19 protein-coding genes and 1 pseudogene are annotated in these 18,528 nt (G+C 45.9%); 9 read left to right on the top strand and 11 right to left on the bottom strand.

The features are described from left to right. The first annotated feature begins 82 nt into the window (after positions 1–82). Positions 83–1,021 carry a magnesium transporter CorA family protein gene (locus J7E38_RS12230; protein WP_214707691.1) on the top strand — a complete coding sequence of 313 codons (939 nt, stop codon included), beginning with the start codon at positions 83–85 and terminating at the stop codon, positions 1,019–1,021. Between the two features lie 46 nt (positions 1,022–1,067). Here J7E38_RS12230 and J7E38_RS12225 read toward each other — a convergent pair whose 3' ends face one another. The 5 genes from J7E38_RS12225 to J7E38_RS12205 form a co-directional block, all read right to left on the bottom strand. Further along, positions 1,068–1,400: a DUF3243 domain-containing protein gene (locus J7E38_RS12225; protein WP_214707689.1), complete on the bottom strand. Its 333-nt coding sequence runs from the start codon at positions 1,398–1,400 to the stop codon at positions 1,068–1,070. Positions 1,401–1,646: 246 nt separating this feature from the next. After that, a complete protein-coding gene (locus J7E38_RS12220; RefSeq protein ID WP_176167229.1) occupies positions 1,647–1,784 on the bottom strand; it encodes a hypothetical protein in 138 nt (45 codons plus the stop codon). 337 nt (positions 1,785–2,121) lie between these two features. Continuing rightward, positions 2,122–2,757, bottom strand: a complete 636-nt coding sequence (locus J7E38_RS12215; protein WP_214707688.1) for a Bax inhibitor-1/YccA family protein — start codon at positions 2,755–2,757, stop codon at positions 2,122–2,124. Positions 2,758–2,835: 78 nt separating this feature from the next. Continuing rightward, complete coding sequence (gene mscL / locus J7E38_RS12210) at positions 2,836–3,204, bottom strand: large-conductance mechanosensitive channel protein MscL (RefSeq protein ID WP_214707686.1); 369 nt, start codon at positions 3,202–3,204, stop codon at positions 2,836–2,838. Positions 3,205–3,313: 109 nt separating this feature from the next. Continuing rightward, positions 3,314–4,813 (bottom strand): LuxR C-terminal-related transcriptional regulator, encoded by a 1,500-nt coding sequence (locus J7E38_RS12205; RefSeq protein WP_214707684.1) that lies wholly within the window; start codon positions 4,811–4,813, stop codon positions 3,314–3,316. Between the two features lie 205 nt (positions 4,814–5,018). Here J7E38_RS12205 and J7E38_RS12200 point away from each other — a divergent pair, with 205 nt between their 5' ends. Genes J7E38_RS12200 through J7E38_RS12190 form a run of 3 tightly spaced genes read left to right on the top strand, consistent with a single transcriptional unit; the run spans position 5,019 to position 7,387 of the window. Next, on the top strand, positions 5,019–5,591 hold the full coding sequence (locus J7E38_RS12200; RefSeq protein ID WP_144475222.1) for a DUF6230 family protein: 573 nt from the start codon (positions 5,019–5,021) through the stop codon (positions 5,589–5,591). A gap of 14 nt (positions 5,592–5,605) precedes the next feature. Further along, the gene (locus J7E38_RS12195) at positions 5,606–5,998 is read left to right on the top strand and encodes a DUF6114 domain-containing protein (RefSeq protein WP_214707682.1); all 393 of its coding nucleotides are present in this window, start codon (positions 5,606–5,608) and stop codon (positions 5,996–5,998) included. Positions 5,999–6,010: 12 nt separating this feature from the next. Beyond that, a complete protein-coding gene (locus J7E38_RS12190) occupies positions 6,011–7,387 on the top strand; it encodes a collagen-like triple helix repeat-containing protein (protein ID WP_214707681.1) in 1,377 nt (458 codons plus the stop codon). A 32-nt stretch (positions 7,388–7,419) separates the two neighbouring features. On the opposite strand, the gene J7E38_RS12185 is transcribed toward J7E38_RS12190, so the two are convergent. The 4 genes from J7E38_RS12185 to J7E38_RS12170 all read right to left on the bottom strand — a co-directional run bounded on the left by J7E38_RS12185 (position 7,420) and on the right by J7E38_RS12170 (position 13,409). Next, on the bottom strand, positions 7,420–7,692 hold the full coding sequence (locus tag J7E38_RS12185; protein ID WP_214707679.1) for an acylphosphatase: 273 nt from the start codon (positions 7,690–7,692) through the stop codon (positions 7,420–7,422). Between the two features lie 749 nt (positions 7,693–8,441). Next, complete coding sequence (locus tag J7E38_RS12180; protein ID WP_214707677.1) at positions 8,442–9,674, bottom strand: aminopeptidase; 1,233 nt, start codon at positions 9,672–9,674, stop codon at positions 8,442–8,444. Between the two features lie 185 nt (positions 9,675–9,859). Continuing rightward, positions 9,860–11,128: an MDR family MFS transporter gene (locus J7E38_RS12175; protein WP_214707675.1), complete on the bottom strand. Its 1,269-nt coding sequence runs from the start codon at positions 11,126–11,128 to the stop codon at positions 9,860–9,862. A 184-nt stretch (positions 11,129–11,312) separates the two neighbouring features. Further along, the gene (locus J7E38_RS12170) at positions 11,313–13,409 is read right to left on the bottom strand and encodes a DNA topoisomerase III (protein ID WP_214707673.1); all 2,097 of its coding nucleotides are present in this window, start codon (positions 13,407–13,409) and stop codon (positions 11,313–11,315) included. An 85-nt stretch (positions 13,410–13,494) separates the two neighbouring features. Between J7E38_RS12170 and J7E38_RS12165 the strand changes: the two are divergent. Further along, positions 13,495–13,926 (top strand): annotated as a pseudogene (locus J7E38_RS12165) (NUDIX hydrolase); the annotation flags it as partial. An 18-nt stretch (positions 13,927–13,944) separates the two neighbouring features. Further along, positions 13,945–14,391, top strand: coding sequence for a GNAT family N-acetyltransferase (locus J7E38_RS12160; RefSeq protein WP_353049950.1), 447 nt, complete (start codon positions 13,945–13,947; stop codon positions 14,389–14,391). A 58-nt stretch (positions 14,392–14,449) separates the two neighbouring features. On the opposite strand, the gene J7E38_RS12155 is transcribed toward J7E38_RS12160, so the two are convergent. Beyond that, on the bottom strand, positions 14,450–14,767 hold the full coding sequence (locus J7E38_RS12155; protein ID WP_214707669.1) for a YbjQ family protein: 318 nt from the start codon (positions 14,765–14,767) through the stop codon (positions 14,450–14,452). 122 nt (positions 14,768–14,889) lie between these two features. Further along, complete coding sequence (locus tag J7E38_RS12150) at positions 14,890–15,054, bottom strand: hypothetical protein (RefSeq protein WP_214707667.1); 165 nt, start codon at positions 15,052–15,054, stop codon at positions 14,890–14,892. 113 nt (positions 15,055–15,167) lie between these two features. On the opposite strand from J7E38_RS12150, the gene J7E38_RS12140 reads away from it, so the two are divergent. The 3 genes from J7E38_RS12140 (at position 15,168) to cydB (ending at position 18,330) form a co-directional block, all read left to right on the top strand. Next, entirely contained in the window at positions 15,168–15,779 is a 612-nt protein-coding gene (locus tag J7E38_RS12140) for a peroxiredoxin (RefSeq protein WP_251030303.1), read from the top strand. A 180-nt stretch (positions 15,780–15,959) separates the two neighbouring features. After that, positions 15,960–17,312, top strand: a complete 1,353-nt coding sequence (locus tag J7E38_RS12135) for a cytochrome ubiquinol oxidase subunit I (protein WP_214707661.1) — start codon at positions 15,960–15,962, stop codon at positions 17,310–17,312. Continuing rightward, positions 17,302–18,330 carry a cytochrome d ubiquinol oxidase subunit II gene (gene cydB / locus J7E38_RS12130; RefSeq protein ID WP_214707660.1) on the top strand — a complete coding sequence of 343 codons (1,029 nt, stop codon included), beginning with the start codon at positions 17,302–17,304 and terminating at the stop codon, positions 18,328–18,330. The genes J7E38_RS12135 and cydB overlap by 11 nt, the downstream gene beginning before the upstream one ends. The last annotated feature ends 198 nt before the right edge of the window (positions 18,331–18,528 follow it).

Genomic DNA, 18,528 nt, shown 5'->3' with positions numbered 1-18,528 from the left:
TGCCAAGTATTAGAGTATTCGTTTCAAGCTTGCATTTAAAGGGAAGAGTAATAGTTGATATCATATGAAAGGTCTGAGACCCTTGAAATATACATTTAATCAGGAAAAATGGACATGGTTTGATTTCGATGAGGGAGACGAGGAGAAAGTAAAGGAGCTGGTCTCCAAAAGCTCAAACTGTGGTGAATGGTTTGAAAACATAATAGATCGGAAAGCTAATCTTCTCAACCTTAACACTGAAATAAGGGGAGAGGAATACATTTGGGGCTCGCTCATTTATCAACAGGATATCGAGGATAAGGGTGAGAAGAATATTTTCCATTTTTACATTTGTAAGGAATTTTTCATAACGGTTAATTTTGATTTCTCCATTATTGATGCAAGTCCAATCGGAGTACAGAAACAAATGAATCAGGCAGAAAATGGGATAGAAGGCTTTTTAATTCTTCTCGGAGAAATTTTATCGACTTATTTACAAAAGATAGATGGCTATGAAGAACGTCTTCATAATTTATTATGGGAAATGAAGGAACAGAACAATCTGAAAATCCTTGAGAGAATCTATGAAAATCGGCACGAACTCCTTGTTTGGAAAAACCTGGTTGTGCCAATCGTCGAGATAAAACTCATCGCTGAGGAAGCATATGGAAAAGGAATACATGAGAACTCCGAATTCAACCGGGTAGAGACGCGGGTAGAACGGATAAGGATGCTGCTAAGCGAATACCAGCAGGCAATCGATACAATGATCAATCTCGAAGAAGTCGTGTCTACCCACCGCGGCAATGAAATCATGAAGACCCTGACAGTCATGACGATTCTATTCACTCCAGTGACCGCTTGGGGTGCTGTGTGGGGAATGAACTTCAAAGTGATGCCGGAATTGGAGTGGAAGTTAGGGTATTTATTTGCAGGAATATTGATCATCGCATCAACAGCTGGCCTATATTATTATTTAAAGGTAAAAGGCTGGATGGGAGATATCCTGAAGGTGAAAAAGAAGAATCGATTCTTTGGGTAAAAGTTAAACCGGACCAAATAAAAAATCGCCCGAGGGCGATTTTTTTCTATTCAGCCAGTTTCACAAGCATATGGGCAAGGGCATGCTGCTGTTCTTTATTGCCGACCTTCCAAAGCTCCTGCAACAGCTGCTCTTCTTTATTGCGCGGTGCCACGTTCTCAGCGAGATAACCAGCAACCTTTTCCGCTGTCTTTGCCAGCTGCTCTTCATCTAAACCAGCTGTTTTGCCAAGATTGATTCGTTTGCTTAAATAAGTCCTGAACTCATTAAAATCACCAAGGATTTCATCTGCCTTCTGAGTATCCATTCGTTCTAGCGTCTCATCCACCTTGCTAGTGTCCACTTCGCCATCTTTATGAATCATATGATCCTTTTCCATGTGTAAAAACCTCCTCGTTTAAGATAGTTATTAAATACCCTGATGTCGGAATCTAGTAAACATTTGGGAGCACATTCAAGGTTGGAAGGTTAATGGAGGAAATCAGCGTCTGAATTCCTAATTCAAGAATCTCATTAAAAAAGGTGCGGGCCACTGGGCCTGCACCTTTTTTAAGTCCGACATCCGGACGATGGGAGGAGTATTAAACTGTTGCTATTCAACTTGCCCATCTGAGGTAAATCGATTTTAAATGTATCGATTTAAGACCAGCGTGCCTTGAGACAGCAGCGCGAATCTTCCTCCACTTGCATAGCCAATGACGTATTCCGAAGTCGCCGTAAAGTCTTTCAACTTAACCAGTCCCTTCCTTACTAGTATTGGCATTGCTCCAATCCTGCGGACTAACTTAGAGGAGTGTCCTGCTTGAGCTATTCAAAAACAATGTGGTCAAGCGATGTTAAGTCCATCGATTTAAGACCAGCGTGCCTTGAGATAGCAACGCAAATCTTCCTCCGTTTGCTAAGCCAATGACATATTCCGAAGTCGCCGTAAAGTTTTGCACTTTAACCAGTCCCTTCTAGTTTTTGTATTGGCCTTGCACTATATATATACCCGGGTGAAATCACAGAAAACTCATTAAACTCAATAAAAACTTGGTAATAGTTCTAAATATTGGTACAAGCAAAAAGGCAGCCGTTATGGACTGCCTTTTGAGTAATATTTAGTCATTGCTTGATAGGATCCCGAAGAAACGGAGTATATATAGGAAAAGATTGATGAAATCCAGATACAGGTTCAGAGCCATCAGCGGCACTTCTTCCGGACTCACTCCATAATGTTTCATTCTGTTAAAATCAAACAGCACATATCCACTGAAAACGAGGATTCCAATGAAGGAATAAGCCATCATTCCCGTGGTGCTTAGCGGCCAGATCCAGTTAAAAATACTGACAGCAATCAAAGCCAGCAAGGCTGCCATCAGCATGCCGCCAAGAAAGCTGAGGTCACGCTTCGTTTTTGTCGCATAAATCGCGAGTCCTGTAAAAACAACAGTAGTTGCTCCAAGCGCGTTGATCACGACATTTGCACCAGATACCGCGATGTAATGGGCAATGACCGGATACATCGTCATTCCGGAGATGAACGTAAATGCATAGAGGAATGCATAGGAAATGGCTTTCTTTTTGCGTAAAAAGAACACCCCGATCAGCATCGCAAGCTCAATGATAACGAGCGGAAGGAACAGCGCTGGCGGAACGAACACTCCTGCCATTGTGCCAACGAAGGCGATTGCCAGGGAAAAAGCAAAAGTTCTCATTACCGATGGCATCATCGAATTATCTGTGTATGCGTACATTAATATGTCACCTCATAAAGTTATTTGCTTATATATACGGGTGACAGGCATGGCAGGTTTCATCCAGAACGAGAAAATTTAAATATGGTTTTTTTCCTTTAGAAGATCGCGGATTTCTTTTAAAAGCTCTTCTTTTACATCCGGTGTAGGAACGGCAGGCTTTGCCTCTTCCCTTTTACGATAGCGGCTGATGATTTTGATGAATATGAAGATGGCAAAAGCCGTGATGAAAAAGTTGACGACCGATTGAAGAAACGCACCGTATTTTACCACTTTGTATGTAAGCTCTGAAAAATCCGCACCAAAAGTTGCAAGTCCAACAATCGGCATAATAATGTCATCAACAAGTGAGGAAACGATTTTTCCAAATGCTGCCCCGATGATGACCCCGACAGCGAGATCCAGCACATTGCCTTTAAAGGCGAATTTCTTGAATTCATTCCACATTCAATATGTACCCCCTATAAATAATATCCCTTATATTCTGCGAGATTGTCAGGGAAAAAGCAATAGGCCTGATACCCTGACGGGGACAGGCCTAAAAATATATTTGATTTTACTGAATCAGCCTCATTTTCAACGCTTTTACCGCAGCATCGGTCCGATTCTTGGCGTCGAGTTTATGGATGATGGCTGAAATATAATCACGTACCGTATAGGCGCTGAGGTGGAGTGCGTCGGCTGCTTCATTGATGGAGGCACCTTCGGCGATGAGCTTCAGGACCTCACGTTCACGTATGGTCAGGACTGTGTGCTGGACGCCAAAAAGCTGGACGGCATCCTCGTAATACTGGTTCAATAATTCGCCGCCATATTGTCCAAACTTGATGAGAGCCGTCAGAGTCTGATTGTTGACGGTGAATGACTTATTTTCCCCGCGGTCAAGAAGCGCGAGGCCAATCAGTTTGTTCTCAGCCGGTACGTATATCGGCAGGACGACCAGGGATTTCAAACTATAATCGCGTACATATTTTCCCGGTAAAATTTCGGCAGCGTCTTCGATGAAAATTGGCTTTGAATGGCTGAAATGCTTTAAGTATTTACGCAAAAGCGGGAATTCGGCGATGCTTTCCTTTATATGCTGGACAGACCCCGTATTGACATTATGAGCATGGACGCCGACACCACTGTGCTCGCCTGGTGAGTAGATGAAAAGGGCACAGCGCGAAAAAGGAAGATAGTCAACCAGTCCCCGGGTGATCATTTTGACCGCTTCCGAGGCGCTTTGCGAATGGATCAGCCGCTGCTGGAACAGGAGGGTGGCATCCTTCCATTCTAGCTCGCTCTCCAAGTGATTGAGCTTCATCTGTTTCAGATACATTTTTCTCAGCGTCTCTTTTTGCTCATCTGTGATCGTCTCGGCCTGGTCCTTTATACAAATCATCAGGGTTTCAGTCAGGCAGGGGATTGTAATGATTTGAGGTGCTTCCTGGCCTGGTGACAGCAATCTGCTCAGGGCCGTCGACAAATTTTCCAGATGGTCTGCTTGAAGGCCCTCACACATGGTGACAAGTTGTTCGGTTGCCTGCTGGACGTCTCCGCAGACGACTTTATTAACTTTGTATCGTGATTTTTCATTCCGGATAACCGCGAGCCAATTGCTCTTGACAGTTCGGAGCCCTGCGATGGTCTTCAGCCATTTATCATCCTGGTATTCCAGCCGCTGTGTGCGCAAGACCTTATCGATGATTCTCGTAAAAAAAACCTGAATTGCCTGGTGATCAAGGAATCCAGCATTCTTTCTTTTTAATGCTTTATGAAATAGATTTTCCACTGCGCTGATCAGGAAGATGGCATCAAAATCATCGACGAATTCGGGATGTCGCTTTTGCCATTTCAGGACCAGCAACTGGATGAAATCGTTTGTAGAAACAAAAGTAGTTTTCGAAAGATTGTTGAAGCCATAAACAATCATCCGTTCAAACTCTGAAACAAGTTCATTTTGCCAGTCCTTTAAATCCTTCTTTAAGCAGGACCATTCTTTAAGAAAAGGTTTCTCGTATTCTTTTAAAAGAAATAACCCTTTTATAGCCAAATCCTCAATTTTATGCTCCATCAGGCAACCTCACTCTCAGATTCTGGTAAAATAATATTCGTTTAAAAATTCAGATTTTTGTCCGTCAACTTCATATACCCCGACATTTAACGGGGTTAACATGTTGTTAACGATTTTTTTCGGAGTTGTAGGCTTGATTTTTCGGGGATATAGTATGGAGAGAATTAATTTTGAATTTTAAAAATATTTAACGGAGGTGGCTTTCTTGAACGGAGCTGTCGTCATGGAAAGCAAGACGAATAAAAAGGTGTTTTGGGGTGCGCTCGCATCCGGATTGCTTGCGCTTGGAATCCTGCTTGTGTCCTTCGGTGTATCCGGAGTGGCCTATGCTGTACCAATCGCCGGGGTAGGGGATTTCTATGTTGAATTCGATAAGCTAGAGGGCAAAGGCTACAAATTCTATCCAAAACTCGGAGAGACCAGCAGCTCTGACGCTGCACCGCAAGGAACCAATATCATCGACACCCTGACAATCGACAATCTGAAGTTATATAAGGACTTTCAGGTAGGCGGCGAATGGATCCGCGTAAAAATCCAGGCATCAAAGCCAGTACAGATCTCCGGTCTCCAGCATGATGCCGGGCTGATTGAAGCGAATGCCAAGTTCCAGAACCTCGCGCTAAAGGAAAACAACAGTACAGACTGGACAAAGCAATTCGAGCAGACATCAAGCACGATTACTCTTGAAAATGCAAAATTGAAAACGCATTATCTATTCCAGGAGACCATCAATATGGCGGGCATGAAATTGACCGTGGAAAAAATCGATAAGAAATAATCGAGGTGACAGATATGGTTTTTAAAAAATGGAGGCATACAAGGCCTTTTTTCGGATCGATATTGACCGTATTAAGCGGGCTGATGATTCTATGGGTGCCCTTGAACCTGTATTTGAGCACATTCCTTCCAGGGTCGGTCGCAGTCATTGGCTTGCTATTTGGCGGCTTAATCACGCTGATGGGATTGATGTCTTTCTTTTTGCCAAGTGCCTCTAAAGCACTGGGCATCATCGTCATTTTTTTATCCATTCTATCGGTCATTGGCGCACTGGGCGGTTTCCTGTTCGGGACGATATTCGGCATTATTGGCGGTGCCTTGCTCACAGCATGGCGGATCGTACCTGCAGAAGAGGCATCAGGATCACCAGGCTCGAACGTAACAGAGCAACCAGCCGAAACAGGGTAAAGGGGAGAAAAAATGAAGATTGTCAAACATCGGTTATTTTTAATAGGAATGTGCATTCAACTCGCTGCATTATCCTTTCTCCCGTTTATTGAAAAAGCGAATGCAGCTGGAAGTGATGCCGACGGGTTCATCATCCAGGCTGACAGAGTCGTCGGCGAGAATATGAAGGCAACGATTGTGGCAGGCGAGACATCTGGCTCGAAGGCAAAGCCGATGCTGCGGATCACCTACGATTCCGCACAGATTTATGGCATGAGACTGACTAAACAGTTCGCGACTCCGGGAGGAACGGTAAGCATCACAATGAAAGCCAGCGGCCCCGTCCATATTAAAGGAATGCAGGTCGATGCCAGCGCGATTTCCTTCCAGGGAGCATGCGTACACGCAGTGAAAGTCATTCCGAATGCTGCCCTCGAAGGAGTGACCATGGTCGCCCATTCAATGAAAGCCGCCAACAGCAGTCTCGACCAGCTTCAGCTGCAGACAGTCAGCGGCAATGGCGGAGTCCAGAAGCCAGGCACCCTGAAAATTTTGCAGGAACTCGGCTCGATGCCATTTGAACAAATGAAGAAGGAGATTGGAAAAATCACCAGCGGCCAGCTTCCGCTTACATGTGAGGGAGATGAAGAGAGTGGTGAAGAAGCTGGATCAATCACAAATCCAGCCGACGAACTGGTAGAAGATGTGACCGACCCAGTTGATGACGCGATCGGGAATGTCACAGACCCGTTGGACGGCACGGTAGGGGAAGTGACAGATCCGATTGATGATACGATAGGGAATGTGACGGACCCGCTGGAGGATACGATTGGGAAAGTGACGGATCCGCTGGATGATACAATCGGGAAGGTGACAGATCCACTGGATGATACGATCGGAAAGGTGACAGACCCACTCAAGGAGGCGACCGATCCGCTCAAAGATACAGTTGAGAAGGTAACCAAACCGGTCAATGATACAGTCGACAAGGTTGTCACACCTGTGGATAAGACGGTGGGCAAAGTAACAGAGCCTGTGAAAGAGGTCGTCAATGAAACGACTGACACTGTCAAAAAAGCGACCGAACCAGTGACAGAACCAGTAAAAGGGACAGTTGACGCCACCGCAAAATCTGCCTGTGAAAAGCTGAAGGCTGCGGATGGCGAAATTACTAAAGAACTGGGCCTGGAATTGATCGACAAGGCCCTGGCGGAAAATAAAATGCTGGACGAACTTTGCCCAACAGACAAGACCCTGACTGATCAGCTGGAAAGCTTGACGGAAGGACTGCTCGATTCACTGGGCCTGCTCAACCTGCTTGGATTAAAACCGAGCGAGGAAGAACAACTGAAAAAGATGAGAGATGCCATTTTAAAAGAGCCGGATGGATCTATCATCGATTTTGACTAAACAGAAAAGGCAGAGGATAATTCCTCTGCCTGTTAATATTTTATTGCGAAAGATTTATAGGTTTCGGTATTTTCAATCTCGTTCACTTCAATGTGGTCAACAGTGGAAAAAGGATTGCCCCTTCGCACCTCATCAATGAATTTCTCAAGATCGCCTCTAGGACCTGAAGCAAGAATCTCAACGCCGCCTTCACGAAGATTCCTTACCCAGCCAGTAATTCCAAACTGAATAGCTTTCATTTGTGTATAGTACCGATACCCCACACCCTGAACCTCTCCTGACACAATAATCTGTAATTGAATCAAGACGTCGCCCCCAGATAAACAATTAGGTAAACAATATTTCTAATATTATATGTAAAGATTCCTTGATAACTTCATTATAGCACAGTGATTTAGGGTGCATAAGGGAAAAGGGAGTTTTAATTTTTGTAGGAACCTTTTGTAAAACTATACTAAGCTCGTGGTTCAGACAGGTTTGATGTAAGAAACGCACGAGATTTTGACAAGTTTGATAGAAGCAGCGGGGAAGCTGTCAAGAAAAGCTTGTTATTTTGACAGGTTTGATGGGAGTAGCGGGGAAGCTGTCAAGAAAAGCTTGTTATTTTGACAGGTTTGATGGGAGAAGAGGGGAAGCTGTCAAGAAAAGCTTGTTATTTTGACAGGTTTGATGAGAGAAGAGGGAAAGTTGTCCGAAGTAGCCCCAAGTTCGGACAGGTTGAAGGGCAAAAGCAGAAAAGCTGTCCGAAGCAGATCCAAGTTCGGACAGGTTGGAGAGCAAAAGCAGAAAAGCTGTCCGAAGCAGCCCCAAGTTCGGACAGCTTGGAGGGGGAAAGCAGAAAAGCTGTCGGAAGTAGATCCAAGTTCGGACAGGTTGAAGGGCAAAAGCAGAAAAGCTGTCCGAAGTAGCCCCAGGTTCGGACAAGTTTGAGAGCAAAAGCAGAAAAGCTGTCTGAAGCAGAGCGGAATTCAAAAGTGTCACAATAAAATTCCAACCCAATCAATAAAACAGCCGAACAAAATGTCCGGCTGTTTCCGTGAATATTAAACCAATCTTACAGTGCCCAGTCACCATTACGGAATACTGGTTCAGCGGTTCCGTCTGCTGTGATGCCGTCGATGTCCATTTGATCGGAGCCGATCATGAAGTCGACGTGCGTGATGCTTTCGTTTAAGCCGTTTTCAGCCAGTTCTTCGGAAGACATTGTCTTGCCGCCTTCTACGCAGAAAGCATAAGCGCTGCCGATTGCGAAGTGGTTGGATGCATTTTCATCAAATAGTGTGTTGAAGAACAGCACATTTGATTGAGAGATTGGCGAGTTGAATGGTACAAGGGCAACTTCACCAAGATAGTGTGATCCTTCATCTGTCGCAACGAGCTGCTTTAGGATTTCCTCGCCTTCTTCTGCTTCGACGCCAACAATTTTTCCGTTTTCGAAAGTCAGCTTGAAGTTGTCGATGATGTTTCCGCCGTAGCTAAGTGGCTTCGTGCTTGAAACATAGCCGTTCACGCCAGTCTTCAATGGAACAGAGAAGACTTCTTCAGTCGGCATGTTTGCCATGAACTCGTTGCCCTGCTCGTTGACGCTGCCAGCTCCAACCCAGATGTGCTTCTCAGGAAGCTCGACTGTCAGGTCTGTGCCTGGTGCTTTGTAGTGAAGCTTCTTATAACGCTTGCCGTTCAGGTAATCAACCTTTTCATGAAGGGAAGAGTCATGTTCTTTCCATGCAGCCACCGGATCCGGAGTATCCACGCGGACTGCCTTGAAAATAGCATCCCAAAGCTTTTGCACGGCTGTTTCCGCAGTCTCTTCAGGGAACACCATTTTTGCCCATCCTTCAGAAGGAGCAGCAACAACTGTCCAGCTGACCTTATCGGATTGTATGTATTTGCGGTATTTTGAAAGTGCTGTTCCAGCAGCTTTCTGGAAGTTTGCGATGCGCTCGGACTTTACACCCTTCAACAAGTCAGGACTTGAAGACACGATCGACATGAAAGCTGCACCGTTCTCAGCCAGGTCTTCCATTTCACGTGCGCGCCATTCCGGATATTCGTTGAATGCTTCATCGGGTGCAAGGTCGTATTTCGTCCTGTTCACCACGTCATCATTCCAGTTCACGACGACGTTTTTAGCACCTGCGTCGTAGGCCTTTTTTACAACAAGACGGACAAACTCTGCAGAGTCAATCGTCGTATTGATGACAAGCGTCTGGTCTTTCTGAATGTTCACGCCAACCTTGACAGCAAGGTCTGCATATTTCTCTAAATTCGTTTTGAAATCACTCATTTATTTCGCCCCTTTTCTGAATCTTCTTTTATATTGTAACGATTTCACAGGAAAAAAGAAACTTAAGACATTCGACTTTTGCAGACAATGGGAGAGCTGATTATCAACAACAAAGCTGCTTTTTAATATCCCACTATGAAAAAAACCATGCAGGCCAGATTCCCTGCATGGTTTTTTAGCACTTCCTAAACACCAGCTGACTTCCTGCTCTCATACATCCGAAACATCACCCAGAACAGCACCGCGCTTAAAACAGCAAGTACGCTCAGGATGGTGAAGGTCCAGCCATAACCGATCCACACGGTAAGTGGGATGCTGATTGGTGCGATCGTCCGGCCGATGGTATAGCGCAATGAGGCTGCTGCGAAATATTGGCCGCGCATTTTCTCGGGTGCCAGATTCGAAATGAAGGTTTGCTGTAAACCGGCCGTCATCAGCTCAGCCAGCGTGAAGACCGCCATTGCTAAAATCAACCCCCAGATCCAGTGTGTAGCGCCGAACATAAGGATGGAGACGGCGTAAACAAGCGACGACAACACAAATACATTCCGTTCAGGGAATCGTGTCACCCACTTAGTGACAGCAACGGTGAAGAGAGCGACAAGCAATCCATTCTCCGAAAGAATCAAACCAAAGGCCTGCTCGCCATTCACGGTGAACACCTTGCTGCCCAGTTCTAAAACGGTTTGATTATTCACCATTTCCTTTGTATAAACAGGGAATAACAAATCGAGCTGCATGAAAGTCTGTGCTGCCAAAATCCCGGCAATGATGAACATGAGGAAAACTTTGTCCTGAATGATGATCTTGTAGTCGGCAATTTGTTCTTTAAGGAAATCATACCATTTTCCATTTTCAGCGCGTGCCTGCTTAGCGGAAGCAGGAACCGTTTCACGCGTCCATTTTGCCAGGACAAGCGCAAGCAGGATGGATATAATCGCCACGGCGATCATCAATTCAAACCGGTATTTCACGTAAAAAATTGCTCCAAGGATCGGGCCGACAACGACAGCGATATTGATCTGTGTATAAAAAATCGCGAACACACTGCTTCGGTCTTTTTCAGGGACGACATCTGCGACCATCGCCTGGCTCGCCGGCCAGTAGATGGAACCGAACACGCCGACAAGCGCAAAACAGATAAATCCAAGCATTGGTGACGTGTACCACGGTGAGACCGCATAGGCAAAAACAAGGAACGCGATGCCCTGTCCGAATGCGGAAATCACCATCATCCGCTTGCGGCCGAATCTGTCTGCCGTATAGCCCCCAAGCAAATTGGCGAATACCGAGAACACCTGGGAAAAAATCAGCAGGAATCCGGCCTTGTCCTTCCCAAAGCTTTCGGCAAAATAAATCGTCAAAAACGGGAAGAACATCCAAAATGTTATATTCATCAACGCCTCGCCAAACAGGCGAATCTTTAGGTTTCGATCCCAATCTCTAATCCTCATGATGCTTCTCCTTAGTTTCCTTAAAAGTATAATCTAGCGTCAGCGCCTGGTCCCTAGAGGATCTTGCGCATTCCGACTTTATGACAACCAACGAATATCATACTACTCCAAAGGAATTTTTTACAAGTTAAATCCTTCATATTGAAAATAAAGAACAGCACCTTATTAGGGTGCTGTTGTAAAACTATTCCTTATCCTCAAGTGCTGCTTTAAGCAAATCTCCGAGACTTGTGCCGAAGTTTTCCTGGGATGGGGCGTATTTTTCCTTCAGTTTGCGTTCCTCGCGTTTGGTTACGCCTTTTTTCTTTTTGTCCTCCGCTTTTTCAACGACATTGCAGCGGCGGCATTGGAAGTAGGCGCCTGCCTTGCCGTTATGGATTTCCATCCGCTTGTGACATTGCGGGCAGCGGCGCTGGGACAGTTTAGGGTCCTTATGCTTGCGGAAGCTGCATTCGGGGCTTGAGCAGACAAGGATGCGTCCCTCTTTTGTCTTACGCTCCTTCATGAACTCTCCGCATTCAGGACATTTTGAGCCAGTCAGGTTATGGGCCCTGTATGTTTTGTCACTTTTCTTGATTTCGGAAACAAGGAGGGAAGTCTGTTCGCGGATCCGTTTTTTGAATGCCTTCGGATCGCTTTTGCCACGAGCGATCTCCTCCAGTTCTTTCTCCCATTTCGCTGTCAGTTCCGGGGAGGTCAGTTCATCGTTGACAAGATCGAGAAGCTGTTTCCCTTTCTTGGTTGAGTACAGGCGGCCGTTCTGGCGTTCGACGACCTCCGATGAAATAAGGCGCTCGATGATTTCGGCCCTTGTTGCCGGCGTGCCGAGGCCGAATTTCTCCATTTTTGAAAGGATATCTGATTCAGACAAGCGTAACGGCGGCTCGGTCATCTTTTTGTTCACAGTCACCTGGCCGACATTGTAGCTTTTGCCTTTTTCCAGATGTCCAAGGGATTGAGTTGCGGCGTCATCCTCATCCTTGCCAAGTACCTTTTTAAACCCGATCTCAAGGATGTTCGTTTCGCGTGCTGACAATGTTTCACCCTCAACTTCGAAGCTTGCATGCACAACTTCGTATTGGTAGGCCGGGTAAAATAAAGCCAGGAACCGGCGGACAATTAAATCGTACAGCTTCCGTTCATCTGGTGATAAGTCTGCCAGATGAAGCCGTTCCTCCGTCGGGATGATGGCGTGGTGGTCGGTGACTTTTTCGTTATTGAACACACGGCGTGCCTGAACTTTGCCTTTTTGGGCGACTGCCGGTTTCGCTTCATCCCGGTAACCTGACATGATTCCCTGAAGGCGGTCGAGCATCGTTGCTTCCATGTCGGTCGTCAAATAACGTGAGTCTGTCCTCGGGTAGGTGACGAGCTTGTGCTGTTCATACAAACCCTGAAGCACATTGGAAGTTTTCTTTGCTGAGAAGCCAAAGCGTTTATTGGCGTCACGCTGCAATTCCGTCAGGTCATATGGCATCGGCTGCGGTTCGGACTTCTGTTTGCGGTCAAGTGACTTCAGCACTGCTTTTTTATTGGATAGCTTCTGTTTAATCTGCTCTGCTTTTTCCTGGGAAAAAATCCGCTTTTCGCCTTTATGGTCCCACTCAGCATTGAGTGATCCAACCTTTGCCTGGATGGTCCAGTAATCCTTAGGGACGAATTTATTGATTTCATCCTCACGTTCAAGGACCATTGCGAGTGTCGGAGTCTGGACGCGGCCAGCTGATAAAGGATCCTTATACTTAGTGGTCAGTGCCCGTGAAACATTCAGTCCGATCAGCCAGTCAGCCTCGGCACGGCAGACAGCCGACTCGTACAAGTCCTCATATTGCTTACCGGGTTTCAGGTTTTTAAAACCTTCCTTGATAGCGCGGTCCGTCTGGGAAGATATCCACAAGCGCTTGATCGGCTTCCGCCAGTTGATGCGCTGAAGGATCCATCTTGCCACAAGTTCACCTTCACGTCCGGCATCGGTCGCGATGATGAATTCCCCGATATCCTTGCGCTCAGCAAGATGTTCAATTGCCTTGTATTGATGGCTCGTCTGCTTGATGACCTTCAGCCCCATTTTTTCAGGGATGATTGGGAGTTCTTCGAGCTTCCAGACCTTATACTTCGGATCGTAGTTCTCCGGCATTTTTAATTCGATCAAGTGGCCGAGTGCCCAGGTGACGATGTATTGATTTCCTTCGAAATAACTTTTATGCGTTTTATTGCAGCCAAGCACACGCGCAAGTTCGCGGGCTACGCTTGGTTTTTCTGCAAGGACTAATGATTTCATGATTGCTCCTTTCAAAACAAAACAGTTTTGCTTATGCTTTACTTAGTATAATGGAAAAAGGAGATTTTTTGTAATGGAGGAGACCATGAGCGATTATATTAGAGAAATCCGCGCCTTGATTGGCAGCCGGCCATTCATCCTGACAGGTTCTGCGGTGCTTGTTTTTAATAAAGAGTATGAGGTGCTGCTGCAGCTTCGAGCTGATACGGGCAGGTGGGGGATTCCCGGGGGTGCGATGGAACCTGGGGAGAGTTTTGAAGAGACAGCTTGCAGAGAACTGTATGAGGAAACGGGTCTGAGCCTGAATTCATTGAAGTTATTGGATGTAATTGCTGGTGAGGAATATTACTTTCAATATCCAAATGGCGACGAAATTTATAACGCGATTGGTTTGTATGCTTGCACCGATTGGGACGGAGAGCTGCAAATGCTCGATGGCGAAAGCAAGGAGCTGCGCTTTTTTGCATTGGACAAACTTCCTTCACTCCAGGGAAGGCCGGAATTGATTTTAAACAAAATAAAGGGTTATGGAATCATGCCAGTCATCAGGGAAATTGAACTGAATAATGTGATGGCAGCGGCTGAAGTGCTTGATCTTCAGAAAAAGTCATACAGAATTGAAGCGGACCTGATTGGCACGGATGAAATCCCGCCGTTGAAAGAAACATTCGAACAGCTGCAAAATTGTGGCGAAACCTTTATAGGCTATTTTATAGAAGGAGTGCTGGCCGGGGCGGTTTCCTATAAAAAGTCAGGGGAAGTGCTTGATATTCATCGGATGATGGTCCATCCTGATTTTTTTCGCAGGGGTATAGCAGGGAAGCTGCTGGCCGAGGTTGAACGGCAGGAATGCCATGAAATCATTGTATCAACCGGGGCAGCCAATACGCCTGCGATTAAGCTTTATGAAAAACTGGGTTTTGTGCGCCAAGGAGACTCAGTAGTCGGAAATGGCCTGGTCATCGCCAATTTTAAAAAATAAAAAGGACCAGGCGCCTGCCTGGTCCTATTAGCTATATTTCTGAATTAAAATTGCTACCTTATTCCTTTATCCTGACAGCAGTTCCTGTCGCGATGCACATCATCATGCCTTCACGCAATGTCTCAAAATCAAGGTCTACGCCGATAATCGCATTCGCACCCAGGCGCCGGGCTTTGTCCTCCATTTCGCGAAGCGCGATCTCACGGCCTTCAGCAAGCTTGTTTTCATAAGCGGAACTCCTGCCGCCGATCACATCGGTGACACTTGCCAAAAAGTCGCGCACGACATTCGCGCCCATTATTGCTTCTCCGGAAACAACCCCCATGTATTGTTCTACTTCCTTGCCTTGCAGTGTCGATGTAGTGCTTACGATCATGTTTATTCCTCCCCAAATTTAATGTGCTGAGTGTGAAAAGATTGTGTATAGATAACTATACGATGTTCATGTGGAAAAAGTTTCAAAAAAAGAACCCGGCGATCGCCAGGTTCCAGAATAAGCTATACTTCATCTTCCTCAATCCGATTTTTGAAAGCTTCTTGGACAACCAGGAATTCCTCGTCTTCCTGTGCTTCGGTTTCAGGACGTTTTGCTTTTAGTGCACCTGCAGGCAAGTCTCCTGGATGGCCTTTTTTCTTATGGTTGAACTCTTTTCCTCTGCTCATTCGTGAACCCTCCTTTCTTGTCTCATGTAGTTTTTCCTGAGGGAACCTGAAATATAAAAAATGAACAGCATATGATTGTATAGATAGAAATTTTACGAAAGGAGGGCGCTGGTATGGAAGAAAAATTGTATGCCAAAGATATAGTGCAATGCCCGACTGTTTTTTGTGCGAACCGTGACGACCAGGCACCATTATTTACTGCAGAAGCCGTTATCAATGGTGATATCAAGAAAATCAATCTCGAGGATTATCGGGGAAATTGGGTCATTTTATTTTTCTATCCGAGCGATTTCACCTTTGTCTGACCGACAGAGCTGGCGGCGGTCGCCGCTATTTATCCATATATAAAGGCGATGGGTGCAGAACTGATGTCCATCAGCACGGACAGTGTTTACAGCCATCGCGTCTTTAAAGAAACCTCACCATCACTGAAAAATGTGACATTCCCTATGGTTAGTGACAGGACACAGGTCATCAGCCGTGCCTATAGGGTGCTAGATGAAACGACAGGTGCCTGCTTCAGGACTTCGGTATTCATTGATCCCGAGGGTATTATTAGAGCCAAGTTGACTTATCCAGGAAACGTGGGGAGGAATCTCCCGGAACATCTGAGGATTCTTCAGGCTCTGCAATATGCGAAGCAAACAGGAAAAGGGGTACCGGCGAACTGGGTGCCCGGTCAGCAGGGAGTCAGTACAAGTCCATCGAATATCGGGAATATTTAATGAGTTTAGGTCCTTGATAAAGGGCCTGTTTTTTTATGTCTGTGACGCGCATCACAAAATACAGGGAAAATGTCACAAAATATCTACAAAAATCTTCAATATCACTCACAAAGTTTTTTTAAAATAGAATTATGAGTATGTTAACTTTTTCACAAACTAAAAACTTGGGAGGAACCAAAAATGGATGAGGTCTTGATTTTAAGCCGGATCCAGTTTGCTGTCACCGTGTTTTATCATTTCTTGTTTGTGCCGCTGACGCTTGGGCTTGTCATTCTTGTTGCCATCATGGAGACGAAGTATGCCCGTACCCTTGACCAGACCTATAAACGGATGGCGGATTATTGGGGAAGGCTGTTCGCAATCAACTTTGTTCTTGGGGTCATCACGGGCATTACGATGGAGTTCCAATTTGGGACGAACTGGTCTGAGTATTCGAAGTACATGGGGGATATTTTCGGTTCACCGCTCGCGATTGAAGCACTGGTTGCTTTTTTCCTTGAATCGACCTTCATGGGCATCTGGCTGTTCGGCAAGGATAAGTTTTCGCCGAAGATGAGGGCGATCTCAATTTGGATGGTTGCGCTCGGCACGAATCTCTCCGCACTCTGGATCATCACGGCAAATGGTTTCATGCAAAATCCGGTCGGCTATGTCCTGAAAAATGGCCGTGTAGAGCTGAACAGCTTCGCAGAGCTCGTCACCAATCCTTATGCATGGTATATGTTCGTACATACAGTCGTCAGTGCCTACATTGTCGGCGCATTTTTCATGATGGCCATTAGTGCCTATCATCTACTGAGGAAAAATGAAACAGCATTTTATAAAAAATCTTTCAAATACGGGCTGGCAATGGCACTTTTCTCTGCGACGCTGACTCCATTCATCGGCCATCAATCCGGGGTATTCGCAGCTCAAATGCAGCCGGCCAAAGGAGCGGCGATGGAAGCAGTCTGGGAAACCCAGAAGGCCATGCCATTCCATCTCATCCAGATTCCTGATCAGGAAAATGAGAGGAATGCTTTCGAAGCAATCAGCATTCCTAAGCTTGGCAGCTTTTTTTACACGAATTCCTTCGATGGCGAGGTAACAGGACTTAATGATATAGCGAAGGATGAACGGCCAAATGTTGAACTGGTATTTTACGCCTTCAGGGTGATGGTCGCGCTCGGCGTCTTTTTCCTTGCTGTATCGTGGTACGGATTGTATTTGTACCGGAAAAATAAACTGGAGAACTCACCGAGATATTTGAAACTTGTCCTTTACTCCGTGCTTCTTCCATACCTTGCAATCAATGCTGGCTGGATGGTGGCAGAAGCAGGACGACAGCCATGGGTGGTTTATGGATTGATGAAGACATCAGAAGGAGTGTCTCCTATTGCTGTATCGCAAGTCGTCTTTTCGCTGGCAGCGCTCGTCATTTTCTACACCGTTCTGCTGATCGCGGATGTCTATTTGATCATAAAATACGCAAAAAAAGGACCGGAATCAGAGGTCCAATTTGGTCTTGAAGGAGGCGTGAAGCATGTCTCATGATACACTTGCGATTATCTGGTTCGGGCTTTGGGGCTTGATCTGGACCGTTTATTTCATTCTTGACGGATACACGCTCGGAACAGGGATGCTATTGCCTTTCACTGCGAAAAACCGCCAGGAACGAAACCAGCTCCAGGAAGCAGTCGGACCGTTCTGGGGCGGGAATGAGGTCTGGCTGATTACCGCCGGAGGTGCGACCTTCGCGGCATTCCCGGCCGTCTATGCGGACATGTTCAGCTTTTTGTACACTCCGTTGTTCCTTGTATTGATTGCTTTGTTCATCAGGGCGGTCGGGCTCGAATTCATGCATAAGGATGACAACCCGATATGGCAGGTAGCCTGTAAATGGAGCTTTTTTGCCGGAAGCTTCCTGATCGCTTTCTTGTTTGGGGTGACCTTTGCCAATTTGTATCGCGGACTGATGATCGGAGCAAATGGCTACGAAGGGAATCTGTTCAGCCTTCTCAACGGATACGGGATTTTAGGAGGATTACTGTTTGTTTCTCTGTTCCTTTTATCTGGATCATTATGGATTCAATTAAAAACATCAGGACAAACCGCAGTGCGGGCTTACAGGATTTCGCGAGTGTTGGCAGGAGTGGCGCCAGCAATGTTGTCACTTTTCTTCCTGGCAACGGTGAACCGGACGCCATTGCTGGATAACTACACAGAGCATCCAGTCCTTTGGATCGTGCCGATTCTCGCATTGGCCGCGATGATTGCTTCGGCTTACTTTATCTTTAAAAAGAAAATCGGCTATGCGTTCACTTCAGTGTGCGTAACCATATTCACAAAAATGGCGTTCGGATTCATCGGGATGTTCCCGAACATGCTGCCATCAAGAATTGACAGCTCCTACAGTGTCAGTCTATTTGACGCCGCAGGAAGCAAACTCAACCTGACAATCATGTTCATCGTCGCAATCATCTTCGTGCCAATCATCCTTGCCTACCAATCATGGAGCTACACATTGTTCAAAGATAAAATCATCAAAGAGAATGCAAAAGGATACCAATAATGGAGGCGTCTGGGTTAACCAGACGCCTTCTCTTTGAGGGAAGTGATCTAAGAAGGGATTCATGGGTTTAGGATTAAAGAGAGTTTCCTGGACATTTCGAACAAAGTTCCAGACTAAAATGTCTAGTAAAAGCAGTTTCTTGGACATTTCAGACACGGTTCCACTCCGAACTGTCTAATAAAAGCAGTTTCCTGGACA

It is taken from the genome of Bacillus sp. ISL-35 (assembly GCF_018613355.1).
GTDB lineage: Bacteria > Bacillota > Bacilli > Bacillales > Cytobacillaceae > Mesobacillus.
Note: the sequence above shows the minus strand (reverse complement) of the source record. Positions and strands in the feature narration are given on the sequence as shown.